The following is an 11,765-nucleotide window of genomic DNA, read 5'->3' on the forward strand; positions in this document are numbered from 1 at the left end:
GTCGGCTGCCCCGGCCATGCCGTGTCAGCCCATCTCTTCCAGCTTGCGGCCCTTGGTCTCCTTGACCCACTTGGCGACGAACAGGAAGGAGAGCGCGGCGAACAGCGCGTACCCGGCGTACGTGAGCGACAGGTTCCACTCCGACAGCGCCGGGAACGACACCGTGACCAGCCAGTTGGCGATCCACTGCGCCCCGGCGGCGACGCCCAGGGCGGCGGCGCGGATGCGGTTGGGGAACATCTCACCGAGCAGCACCCAGACCACCACGCCCCAGGACAGCGCGAAGAACAGCACGAACACGTTCGCCGCCACGAGGGCGATCGCCCCTTGCGGGTTGGGCAGGGACACCTCTCCCTCCACCAGCCGCGCCGCGCTGAACGCCCACGCCGCGGTGGCCAGCGAGATCGCCATCCCGGCCGAGCCGATCATGAGCAGCGGCCGGCGGCCGATCTTGTCGACCAGCGAGATCGCGATGAAGGTGCCGATGATGTTGATGATCGAGCTGGAGAAGCTGATCAGCAGCGAGTCGGACTGGTTGATGCCGACCGACTGCCACAACACGGACGAGTAGTAGAAGATCACGTTGATGCCGACGAGCTGCTGGAAGGCCGACAGGATGATGCCGATCCAGACGATCGCCAGCAGCCCGAACGCGGGCCCGCGCAGGTCCTTCAGCCCTGGCACCTTCTCGGTGCGCAGCACGTGCTGGATCTCCGCCACCCGCGCGTCGAGGTCGATGTCCTCGCCCTCGACCTCGGCCAGCACCTCGCGGGCCTTCCTGCTCCGCCCCGACATGATCAGGTAACGCGGCGACTCCGGGATGACCACGGCGAACAGCAGGTAGAGCAGGGCGGGGATGACGCACGCCCCGAGCATCCACTGCCAGGCCTGCAGCGGCCCGAGATGATTGTTGACGTTGCCGCCGGCGATGCTGGCGATCACATAGTTGACCAGCTGCGAGACCGCGATGCCGAGCACGATGGCGAGCTGCTGGAACGAGCCCAGCCGCCCGCGGTAGGCGGGCGGGGCCACCTCGGCGATGTACGCGGGCCCGAGCACCGACGCCATGCCGATGGCGAACCCCGCGACGATCCGCCAGAACCCCAGGTCCCAGATGGTGAACGGCAGCATCTGCCCGATCGAGCTGATCGCGAACAACACCGCCGCCACCTGCATGGAGCGGGTGCGTCCCAGCCGGTCGGCCAGCCGGCCGCCCATCCAGGCGCCCACGGCCGAGCCGAGCAGCGCGATCGCCACCACGAACCCGATCTCGAACGCCCCGACGCGGAAGTGGTTCTGGATCCCCACGACCGCGCCGTTGATGACCGAACTGTCGTAGCCGAACAGGAACCCGCCCACGGCCGCCGCCGCCGTGATGAACACGACGTGGCTCAGATGCTCTTGATGGGTGTGCTGAGTAGCCATGCAGGTCCTTCCCCGAGGCCCGGGGAACTACCCGCAGATCACCCACGTATGCCCGTCACAGGCGGGGGTCGACCGGCTCCGACTCCAGCGCCAGCACGGCGAAGACCGGCTCGTGGACCCGCCATCCCGGCTCGCCGTCGGCCAGCCGCGACAGCGCCTCCAGCCCCAGCGCGTACTCGCGCAGCGCCAGCGAGCGCTTCTTTCCCAGGAAGCGCCTGCGCAGCACGTCGAGCGACTCGGTGTAGTCGGGGCCGTAGATGATCCGCAGATATTCGCGCCCGCGCACCTTGACCCCGGGCTGCACCCGGCCCGGCGTGTGGACGGCCGGCTTGACCACCATGCCCTCGCCGCCCGTCGCCGTCATCGACTCCCACCACGCGGCGGCCGCGGCCCTGGACTCGGGCGAGTCGAGCGTCACGAAGACATGCTCGGTCCTGGCGATCAACGGCGAGTCGAGCAGCCCAAGCGTGGACAGGTGCCAGGCGTGCGGCTCCAGCGCCGTGGCCCTCCCCTCGCAGGCCAGGATCTGGAACGGCGCCACCTTGACGCCCTCCAGCCCGTCGACCGGCCAGCAGTAACGCGCGTACGCGTCGCGGAACAGGGCGGCGTTGCCGGAGCGGCGCCGGGTGCGGTCGAGCAGGTCGTGCACCTCCAGCCCGCGGCCGGTCGCCGCCTCCAGGGCCGCGACCGCCTCGGGCAGCGCGGCGCGGGCGGCCGCCCCGACGGAGGCGTACTGCGACGTGATGAGCTCGCCCGCCTTCGCCGACCACGGCAGCAGCTCGCAGTCGAGCACCACCCAGTCGGAGCCCAGCTCCGCCCAGAGCGGTTCGCACGCCTCGCGCAGCCGGGTCACCAGGGGCTCGGTGTCGGCGAAGAACGGCCGGCCCGTCCGCGTGAAGACCGCGCCCGCGCCGCCGTCGTTCACGCCGAACCGGGCCGCCGCCACCTCCGGCGTCCTGGCCAGCACGGCGACGGCCCGCGAGCCCATGTGCTTCTCCTCGCACACGACCTCACGCACCCCGGCGGCGGCGAACTCCTCGAACGCCTCGTGCGGGTGCTCCAGGTAACCGTCCAGCGTGGACGTCTCCGGCGGCGCCATGGTGGGCGGCAGGTAGACCAGCCAGCGCGGGTCGACCGCGAACCGGCTCATGACCTCCAGCGCGGCGGCCGCGTTCTCCTCCATGACCTTGACCCGGGCGCCGAACCTGGTCTCGACGTGCCGGGTGCCGATCACGTCGTTGATGTCGAGCATGCCGGGATCGCGTACGGGGGCGGCACCGAGCGGCTTGGCCGGTTCGTACCACACCTTCTCGGCGGGGACCTGGACGATCTCGCGTTCCGGGTAGCGCAGCGCCGTCAGGTGGCCGCCGAACACGCAGCCGGTGTCGAGGCAGATCGTGTTGTTCACCCACTCGGGGCTGACCGTGGGCGTGTGGCCGTAGACGACCATGGCCCGGCCCCGGTATTCGTCGGCCCACGGGTAGCGGACCGGCAGGCCGTACTCGTCGGTCTCGCCGGTCGTGTCGCCGTACAGGGCGAACGCGCGCACCCGGCCCGAGGCGCGGCCGTGGTAGGCCTCCTTCAGGCCCGCGTGGGCGACGACGAGCCGGCCGCCGTCGAGACGATAGTGGCTGAGCAGGCCGTCCATGAACGTCCTGGCCCGCTCGGCGAACTCGGGCGGCTGCGCGGCGAGCTGGTCCAGCGACTCCTGCAGGCCGTGGGCGAGCCTGACCTTGCGCCCGTTCAGCGCGCGCACCAGCTTGTGCTCGTGGTTGCCCATCACGCAGATCGCGGTGCCCGCCTCGACCATGTCCATGACCACGCTCAGCACGCCCGGCGTGTCGGGCCCGCGGTCCACCAGGTCGCCGACGAACACCGCCGTACGGCCCCCGGGGTGCGCGTACCCCTGCGGTCCGCGCCGCCAGCCGAGCTCGACCAGCAGGGTCTCCAGCTCCGAGCGGCAACCGTGGACGTCGCCGATGATGTCGAACGGCCCGGTCAGCTCCGTCTTGTCCGACCACGCCTTCTCGTAGCCGATCGTGGCGGCCTCGATCTCGTCGAGGCCGCGCAGCACGTGGACCCTCCTGAAGCCGTCGCGCGAGATCTTGCCGAGCGAGCGGCGCAGGTCCTTGCGCTGCCTGATCACCACGCCGGGGCCGAAGTCACGGTCGGGGCGTGCGACGTTGCGCTCGATCGCCACCTCCTCCGGCACGTCGAGCACGATCGCGTCGGCCAGCACGTCGTGCTTCCTGGCCAGGTCGATGAGGCTCTTGCGTGCGGCGTACTGGACGTTGGTGGCGTCGACGACGGTCAGCAGCCCCCTGGACAGGCGCACGCCGACGATGTGGTGCAGCAGGTCGAACGCGGCCGGGGTGGCCGACTGGTCGTTCTCGTCGTCGGCGACCAGGCCGCGGCAGAAGTCGGAGGAGATGACCTGCGTGGGCGCGAAGTGCCGGGCCGCGAACGTGGACTTGCCGCTGCCGGAGACGCCGACGAGCACCACGAGGGACAGCTCAGGAACGCTGATCACGGGTGAACACTCCCATCTGGGTGGGCGGGCCGACCTCGGGGTCGTCGTCGCCGACCGGTTCGAACGCGACCTGGTAGCCGTGCTCCCCCGCCACCCGGGTGGCCCACGCGGCGAACTCGGCGCGGGTCCACTCGAAGCGGTGGTCGGGATGGCGCAGCCCTGTCAGGAACTCGTAGCGGACGTTGTGCTCGATGTTGGGCGTGGTGACGAGCACGTGGGCCGGTCTGGCGTGGGCGAACACCACCCGTTCGAGCGCGGCCAGCCGGGGCGGGTCGACATGCTCGATCACCTCCATGAGCACGGCGGCGTCGTAGCCGGACAGCCGCTTGTCGGTGTAGGTGAGCGCGCCCTGGAACAGGGTGAGCCGGGCGCGCTTGCCGTCGGGCATGCGGTCGAGGCGCAGCTTGCGGGCCGCGATGGTGAGGGCCATCGACGAGACGTCCATGCCGCCGACTCTGGCGAACCGGGGGCGGGCCAGCAGCGCGCCGACCAGCTCGCCGTGGCCGCACCCGAGGTCGATCACGCTGGCGGCGCCGAGCTGTTCCAGCCGGTCCAGCACGGCCTCGCGCCGCCGCGCGCTGAGCGGCCCGCCCTTGGGCGTCTTGGGGGCCGGGTCCACGGAAGCCGGGTCCACGGAAGCCGGGAGCTCAGAAGCCGGGTCCTCCGGGGCGGCGGTCTCAGTGGCGGCGGCCTCGTCGGCGGCGGTGACTCCGGCGGGCGCGTCCTCCTCGACCGCGGGCTCCAGTCGCTCCTCGATCTCGTCGCCCAGCTCGGCCAGGCGCGCCAGCGCGGTGCGGGTCAGCGTGGAGCGCCGCCCCAGGTAGCGCCGGGTGATGAGGCCGCGCTCCGGGTGCCCGTGCAGCCAGCCCTCCCCGGCCCTGATCAGCTTGTCGACCTCGTCGGGCGCGATCCAGTAGTGCTTGCCGTCGTCGAGCACCGGCAGCAGCACGTACAGGTGGTTGAGCGCGTCGGCCAGGCGGGCGGACCCGCTCAGGGTGAGCCGTACGTAGCGCGACTCCCCCCACTCGGGGAATCCGTCGTCGAGCACGATCGGCTGCGCGGTCACCTCCCAGCCGAGCGGCTCGAACAACCGCCGCGCCAGGTCGGGCCCGCCCCGGCAGGGCAGCGCCGGCAGCCGCAGCTCCAGCGGCAGCGCCGTGCCGGGCAGTTCGGGCCTGGCCCTGCACCGGCCGGCCCGCGCGGTGCGGAAGACGTCGGCCAGCGCCACGGCCAGCAGCGAGGAGGCGGCGTAGGGGCGGTCGTTGACGTACTGCGACAGGCTGAAGTCGGGCGAGCCCTTGCCGCGCGACCTGGCCAGCGCGATCGGGTCGACCTCGAGCATGAGCGCCGCGGTGCAGCGTTCGTCGCCCGCCTCCGGATAGAACACCGTGGCCGTGCCGAACGACTGGCCGAACTCCTGCACGCGCTCGGGATGCTTGTGCAGGAGGAAGCCGAGATCGGTGGCGGGCCTCGCGGTGGTCGTGATCGTCAGCAGCACCCGCCCAAGTGTGCCGTAACCACGCGAAGGCCCGCCAATCGGTTTACGCCACGTGCGGCAGCACCTCGGCCGCGATCAGCTCCAGGTGCTCCAGGTCGGCGAGGTCGAGGATCTGCAGGTAGACCCGTTCCGCGCCCAGCTCGCCGAACTTGACGATCTTCTCGGCCACCTCGGCCGGGGTGCCGGCCAGGCCCGCGGCGCGCAGGGTGTCGGGGTTCTCGCCGATGGCCGCCGCGCGCCGCTCGACCTCCGCCCGGTCGGCTCCCACGATCGTGGTCTGCGCCGCCGACAGCAGGACGGAGCGCCCGGTGCTCTGGCACGCCTCGCGGACCCGGTCGAAGGCCTCCTTGGTCTCGTCCAGGGTGCGGAACGGCACGTTGTACTCGTCGGCGTACGTTGCCGCCAGCCGGGGCGTGCGCTTGGCGCCGAACCCGCCGATGATGATCGGCGGCCTGGGCCGCTGGACGGGTTTGGGCAGGGCCGGAGAGTCGGCGAGCCGGTAGTAGCTGCCCTCGAACGAGTAGCCCTTCTCCGACGTCCACAGGCCCGTGATGATCTCGAGCTGCTCCTCGAAACGCGCGAAGCGCTCGCCCGTGGGCGGGAACGGGATGCCGTACGCGGCGTGCTCGCCGTCGTACCAGCCGGTGCCGAAGCCCAGCTCGGCCCGGCCCGCGCTCATCTGGTCGACCTGGGCCACGCTGATCGCCAGCGGTCCCGGCAGCCGGAACGTGGCCGGGCTCACCAGCGTGCCCAGCCGGATCCTGGAGGTCTCCCTGGCCAGGCCGGCGAGCGTGATCCACGCGTCGGTCGAGCCGGGACCCGGGTCGCCGGGGCCGATGCGCTGGTAGTGGTCAGACCGGAAGAAGGCGTCGAAACCCAGGCGTTCGGTCGCCTGGGCGACGGTGAGCAGGTCGTCATATGTCGCGCCCTGCTGGGGCTCGGTGAAGATCCGCAGCTTCATGCCCACATTATCCGCACACAACGGACGCGAACCGGAAAAGGGCCGCGCCGCGCCGCCACGGTTGGTAACGTGCAGCCGCCAGCGCTGTACGTAGCCGACCGAACACACGGGGTGGCCCATGCCGCGGCACACCAGGGAGCCCGGCCTGCTCCCGCGACCTCTGGCGATCCTGGCGGCGCTCGCGCTCGTCGCGGGCACCGGCGCGGCGATCCGCGTGCTGCCGGCGGGCGGATCGCCCCCTCCACAGCCGTCACCGCCGGTCGCGCGGCCGTCGCCGTCGCCGTCGCTTTCACCCGTGGTGTCCGAGGAGCCGCCGACGACGTTCGTGGCGTTCGTCGACACCGCCCGGGAGCCCGGGTTCGACCTTCCCGCCTCGTCCCGCCGCACCGGCGTCCGCCGCTACGCGCTCGGTCACCTCGTCGCCGACGCCGGGCCGTCCGGCGACGGCTGCGTGCCCGCGTGGACGGGCTCCCCCGCCCCCGGCAAGCCGATCGGCCGGCTCAGGGCGCTGGGCGGCGACGCCGCGCTCGTGTTCGGCGGCCCCGGCGGGCGCGCGCTGGCCACGACCTGCACCCGTCCGGGAGGGCTCGCCACCGCCTACCGCCGGATCATCGGGGCGTACGACGCCACCACCGTCGACTTCGAGGTCCGCGACAGCGCCGACAGGGCCGCCGTGCTGCGCAGGGCCCGCGCCATCCACGCCGTGCAGCAGGAGCGCGACCTGCGGGTGAGCTTCACCCTGGCGCTGCGGCCTGGCGGGCTGAGCCCCGCCGACGTGGCGATGTTGCGGACGACCCGCCGGGCGGGCGCGGACGTCGGCACCGTCAACCTGCTGGCCCCTCTCGAAGGGCGCACGGCCCACCGCGGCCGGCTGGGCAAGGTGGCGACGGCCGTACGAGCCGCCCGCGTCCAGATCGCGCGGGCGCAGGGGGTGGACGATCCCGGCGAGGCGTGGGAGCGCATCGCGCTGACCCCCGTGCTGGCCGGCGGCTCCGACCTCGGCGCGTCCGACGCCCGCACGCTGGCCGCGTACGCCACCCGCCACCGGCTGGCCTGGGTGTCGCTGCGCGGCGCGGAGCCCTCGCACGGCGTCTCACGGATTCTTTTGCGGGCCTTGTCCTGAAATAGGATTCCCGGGAGAGGTGAGGATCTGTCGGCAAGGGGAGGGCGTGATGGCGGCACGTCCTGACATGGCGAGAAAGCTCCTCATCTACTGGATGGACGCCGTCATGGGCGTCATGGGCGTGATTTTCGGCGCCGCCACCATCGCGGAGACGGCGGCCGGCACGATCTCCGTCCCCCGCGGGGCGGCCGTCCTCGGGTGCCTGCTCGGCTTCTTCGGGCTCTACCCCCTCCTCCTCAGGCAGGCTTTCGACCACCGGACGGGACCCACGCCGAAACTGGCGCTCGCGGCGATGTTCGCGTTGGGCATGCTGCTGCTCATGCCGCACCAAGGCAGCATGGCCGGCCTGCGCTGGGAGAGCGTCACCCTGTGGTTGTCGGTCGCCGCGCTCTATCTGCCGCTGTGGGCGACGGTCTGCCTGGCCACGGTCTCGGTCGCCCTGTCCACCACGTTCCTCGCCCACGTGACCGACCAGGCGTGGCCGGGCATCCTGCTCGGCGAGACGGCCGTGGCCGTCGCCCTGATCGCCGCCCTGCTGCTGTGGCGCTGGCTCTGGTGGATGATCCGGGACGCGCACAAGAGCCGCGAGGCCAAGGCCAGCCTGGCCGTCGCGGAGGAGCGGCTGCGCTTCGCCCGTGACCTGCACGACCTGCTCGGCCACAGCCTCGCCGTGATCACGCTGAAGAGCGAGCTGGCCGCCAAGCTGGCCACCAAGGACGCCGCGAGGGCGTCCGCCGAGATGGCCGCCGTACGCGAGCTGGCCGGCGAGTCGCTGGCCGAGGTGCAGCAGGCCGTGCACGGTTACCAGCGGCTCGACCTGGAGGAGGAGCTCGACGGTGTACGCGTCGCCCTGGAGGCCACGGGCGCCCGCTGCGAGATCCGGGCCAGGGCCGACGGGCTGGGGCCCGAGGCCAGGACGCTGCTGGCGTGGGCGGTGCGCGAGGGCGGCACCAACGTGCTCAAGCACAGCAGGGCCACCCGCTGCGCCATCACGATCGACGGAGGCGTGCTGGAGATGGTCAACGACGGCGTGAACGGCCTGCCGGGCACGCCGGGCAACGGCCTGCGCGGCCTGTCGGAGCGGCTGGTCGCGGCGGGCGGCTCGTTCTCCGCGGCGCCCACCAGGTCGGGCGAGTTCCAGCTGCGCGCGGCGGTGCCGTCGTGAGGGCGATCACCCGGATACGGAACGCGACGAAGTTCGACAAGGCCCGCTGGCTGATCGTCTCCTCCTCCGACACGCTGACGTTCGTGGCCGCCGTCGGCTTCGTCCAGCTCTACGTCGGATGGCAGCAGGGCTGGCCGTGGCAGCTGGCCGCGAGCGCCGCCGGGCTGCTGCTGGTTCTCATCGTGCTGAGCACGCGGCCGTTCAGGATCGCCGTCAGGGGCGGGAAGCGGCCCACGACGACCATCGCCGTCGCCGGGGTGATCGTGCTGCTCCTGTCGATCGTCCCGGTCTTCTGGGCGACCGCGACGTGGGTGGGCATGGTCGCGACGTTCGCCCGCAGGAGGACCGTCGTCGCCCTGTCCGTCGCGACGATCGTGATCACCAACCTGTACGTGACGCTGGCCAACACCTTCCTCCCCGAACTGCTGCTCGCCCAGGTGCTGGTCACCGCCTTCACGGTCGGCGCGGTGTGGGCCAACCTGCGGCTCTGGCACCTGACCAAGGAGGCGCACGAAGGGCAGGAGGCGCTGTCCCGGCTGGCGGTGTCGGAGGAACGCCTGCGCTTCGCCCGCGACCTCAACGACCTGCTCGGGCAGAGCCTCACCGACATCGCGGCCAGGACCGCCCACGCCGAGCGAACCATGCGCTCCGGGCAGGAGGCGGCAGCCGCCGAGATGTTCGAGGTGCGCAACCTGGCCAGGCAGTCGCTGCGCGAGGTGCGCAGCGTCGTCCAGAACTACCGGGCGATCGACCTGGACGAGGTCCTCGCCAGCGTGCGGGCGGTGCTGGAGGCGGCCGACGTACGCTGCACCGTGCGCGCCGAGACCTCCTCGCTGTCGCCCGAGACCCGCACGCTGCTGGCCACGGTCGTACGCGAGGGCGCGACGAACGTGCTCAAGCACAGCAAGGCCGAACGCTGCACGATCACGATCCAGGACGGAGTGCTGGAGATGTCCAACGACGGGGTGAACGGGCCGGTGGGCGCGCACGCGCCGAACGGCCTGGCGGGGCTGGCCCAGCGCGTACGCGCGGTGGGAGGCACCCTGGAGGCGGAGCCCACCCGCGAGGGCCACTACCTGCTGCGCGCGGCGGTGCCCGCATGACCGCGCGCGTGAGGCGTACGAGGAGGCCCTCATGACCACCCGCGTGCTGCTCGCCGACGACGAGCACCTCGTCAGGGGCGCCATCGCGGCCCTGCTCGATCTGGAGGACGGCATCCAGGTCGTGGCCCAGGTGGGCCGCGGCGACGAGGTGGTGGCCGCGGTCGCCGAGCACCGGCCCGACGTGGCCGTCCTCGACATCGAGATGCCGGGCATGGACGGTCTGAGCGCCGCCGAGCAGATCAGCTCCGAGTGCAAGATCGTCATTCTGACGAGCCTGGGCCGCCCCGGCTACCTGCGCCGGGCCATGGCGGCGGGCGTGAGCGGCTTTCTCGGCAAGGACGCCTCGGCGGAGGAGCTGGCCATGGCCATCCGCAAGGTCGAGGCGGGCGGGCGTTACCTCGACGCCGAGCTGGCCGCCGCGGCGATGGCCGCCGGCGACAGCCCGCTGACCGAGCGCGAGCGCGACGCGCTGCGCCTGGCCGGCGACGGGGCCACGATCTCCAGGATCGCGGGCGAACTGCACCTGACCGAGGGCACCGTGCGCAACTACCTGTCGAGCGCCATGGCCAAGCTCAACGCGCAGAACCGCCTGGAGGCCATCCGCACGGCGCAGCGCATGGGCTGGTTGTGACCCGCTGAGGCCCCCGCCGCCCGGCCCCGCCCCGGCCTACGCCCGGACGAGCAGCGCGACGCACTCCACGTGGTGGGTCATCGGGAAGGCGTCGAAGGCCCGCAGGTCCGCCAGCGTGTAGCCGCCCTCCGCCAGCCAGGCCAGGTCGCGGGCGAGGGTGGCCGGGTCGCACGACACGTACACGATGCGCAGGGCCTCCATCGACGCGACGCGCGCCACCACCTCGCGCCCCAGCCCCGCTCTCGGCGGGTCGACCACGACGAGGTCGGCCCGCTCGATCTGGAACCGGTCGAGCGCGTCCTCGACGCGCCCCCGCTCCACGCGCGCCTGCGGCAGGTCGCGGAGGTTGGCGCGGGCGTCACGGACGGCGGACTCCTCCGACTCCAGCCCGAACACCGCCCCCTCGGGCCCCACGGCCTCCGCCAGGCCGGCCGCGAACAGGCCCACCCCGCAGTAGAGGTCGAGCGCCCACTCCCCCGGCTCGGGCGCGGCGTACGCCAGCACCGCGTCGAGCAGCGTCTCGGCGGCACCGGGGTGCACCTGCCAGAAGCCGCTGCCCGCCACCCGGAAGCGGCGCTCGCCCGCCTGCTCGTGCAGCACGCCGGACCCGCGCCGCGGCACCGTGCGCCCCTTGCCCTGGTCGAGCAGGACGGAGGCGGGCACTTGCAGGTCGGGCACGGTGACGCTGCGCCGGGGCCGGGGTTTGACGACCACGGCCCGGTCTCCCTGGGACGAGGCGATGACCTCGACGCCGGACGCGCCCGGCCAGGTGTGCTTCTCGACGGCGACCGCCTCGACCTCGGGGTGGGCGATCAGGCAGGCGTCGACGACCTCGATCGCGTGGGAACGGTGGCGGCGCAGGCCCAGCTCGCCGGAGGGCAGCGCGGCGAACTGCACCCGTGTGCGCCAGCCGAGCCCGTCTTCGGCCCCCGGCACCTCCTCGACCACGACCTCGCGCTCGATGCCCGCGAGCCGCTGCAACTGCTCGGCCACGACCTGCGCCTTGAGCCGCCGCTGCGCCTCCAGCGTGGCGTGCTGCCAGTCGCAGCCGCCGCAGCGGCCCGGCCCCGCGAAGGGGCAGGGCGGGACGACCCGGTCGGGCGACGGATCGAGGATCTCCACGGCGTCGGCCCGCAGGAACCGGGTGGTCTCCTCGGTGACGTGTGCGATCACCCGCTCGCCGGGCAGCGCATGGCGCACGAAGACCACGCGCCCGTCATGGCGTGCCACACACCAGCCGCCATGGGCGACCGGACCTACCGTCAGCTCGAGAGATACCTGTTCCACACCGACACCCTATGTGCGCGGGCGCGGGCGGCCGTCACGGGC

General features: G+C 72.6%; 9 protein-coding genes. 4 read left to right on the top strand and 5 right to left on the bottom strand.

All coding sequences use genetic code 11. The features are described 5' to 3' along the window. Positions 1-24: 24 nt before the first annotated feature. From E1295_RS19495 to E1295_RS19510, 4 genes are read right to left on the bottom strand one after another with little or no spacing between them, the layout of a single operon-like run. The gene (locus tag E1295_RS19495) at positions 25-1,425 is read right to left on the bottom strand and encodes a sugar porter family MFS transporter (RefSeq protein WP_132631757.1); all 1,401 of its coding nucleotides are present in this window, start codon (positions 1,423-1,425) and stop codon (positions 25-27) included. A 55-nt stretch (positions 1,426-1,480) separates the two neighbouring features. Continuing rightward, a complete protein-coding gene (locus E1295_RS19500) occupies positions 1,481-3,955 on the bottom strand; it encodes a polynucleotide kinase-phosphatase (protein WP_132631758.1) in 2,475 nt (824 codons plus the stop codon). Continuing rightward, the gene (locus E1295_RS19505) at positions 3,939-5,453 is read right to left on the bottom strand and encodes a 3' terminal RNA ribose 2'-O-methyltransferase Hen1 (protein ID WP_132631759.1); all 1,515 of its coding nucleotides are present in this window, start codon (positions 5,451-5,453) and stop codon (positions 3,939-3,941) included. The genes E1295_RS19500 and E1295_RS19505 overlap by 17 nt, the downstream gene beginning before the upstream one ends. 43 nt (positions 5,454-5,496) lie before the next feature. Beyond that, positions 5,497-6,414, bottom strand: coding sequence for an LLM class F420-dependent oxidoreductase (locus E1295_RS19510; protein WP_132631760.1), 918 nt, complete (start codon positions 6,412-6,414; stop codon positions 5,497-5,499). 118 nt (positions 6,415-6,532) lie between these two features. Here E1295_RS19510 and E1295_RS19515 point away from each other — a divergent pair, with 118 nt between their 5' ends. Genes E1295_RS19515 through E1295_RS19530 form a run of 4 tightly spaced genes read left to right on the top strand, consistent with a single transcriptional unit; the run spans position 6,533 to position 10,436 of the window. Further along, positions 6,533-7,537 (top strand): glycoside hydrolase family 18 protein, encoded by a 1,005-nt coding sequence (locus tag E1295_RS19515; RefSeq protein ID WP_132631761.1) that lies wholly within the window; start codon positions 6,533-6,535, stop codon positions 7,535-7,537. A gap of 49 nt (positions 7,538-7,586) precedes the next feature. Next, positions 7,587-8,702, top strand: a complete 1,116-nt coding sequence (locus E1295_RS19520) for a sensor histidine kinase (RefSeq protein WP_132631762.1) — start codon at positions 7,587-7,589, stop codon at positions 8,700-8,702. Beyond that, entirely contained in the window at positions 8,699-9,805 is a 1,107-nt protein-coding gene (locus E1295_RS19525) for a sensor histidine kinase (protein ID WP_132631763.1), read from the top strand. Before E1295_RS19520 ends, E1295_RS19525 begins: the two co-directional genes overlap by 4 nt. 31 nt (positions 9,806-9,836) lie before the next feature. Further along, positions 9,837-10,436 (top strand): response regulator transcription factor, encoded by a 600-nt coding sequence (locus tag E1295_RS19530; RefSeq protein ID WP_132631764.1) that lies wholly within the window; start codon positions 9,837-9,839, stop codon positions 10,434-10,436. 36 nt (positions 10,437-10,472) lie between these two features. Here the strand turns inward: E1295_RS19530 and E1295_RS19535 are convergent, their stop codons facing one another. Continuing rightward, on the bottom strand, positions 10,473-11,723 hold the full coding sequence (locus E1295_RS19535) for a class I SAM-dependent RNA methyltransferase (protein WP_132631765.1): 1,251 nt from the start codon (positions 11,721-11,723) through the stop codon (positions 10,473-10,475). Positions 11,724-11,765: the final 42 nt, after the last annotated feature.

Source organism: Nonomuraea mesophila (genome assembly GCF_004352805.1).
GTDB lineage: Bacteria > Actinomycetota > Actinomycetes > Streptosporangiales > Streptosporangiaceae > Nonomuraea > Nonomuraea longispora.

Bases quoted from the DNA above. Each gene is read 5' to 3' on its own strand.
- E1295_RS19530 (WP_132631764.1), top strand. From the start codon at position 9,837: ATGACCACCCGCGTGCTGCTCGCCGACGACGAGCACCTCGTCAGGGGC.
- E1295_RS19510 (WP_132631760.1), bottom strand. From the start codon at position 6,414: ATGAAGCTGCGGATCTTCACCGAGCCCCAGCAGGGCGCGACATATGAC.
- E1295_RS19520 (WP_132631762.1), top strand. From the start codon at position 7,587: ATGGCGGCACGTCCTGACATGGCGAGAAAGCTCCTCATCTACTGGATG.
- E1295_RS19515 (WP_132631761.1), top strand. From the start codon at position 6,533: ATGCCGCGGCACACCAGGGAGCCCGGCCTGCTCCCGCGACCTCTGGCG.
- E1295_RS19495 (WP_132631757.1), bottom strand. From the start codon at position 1,425: ATGGCTACTCAGCACACCCATCAAGAGCATCTGAGCCACGTCGTGTTC.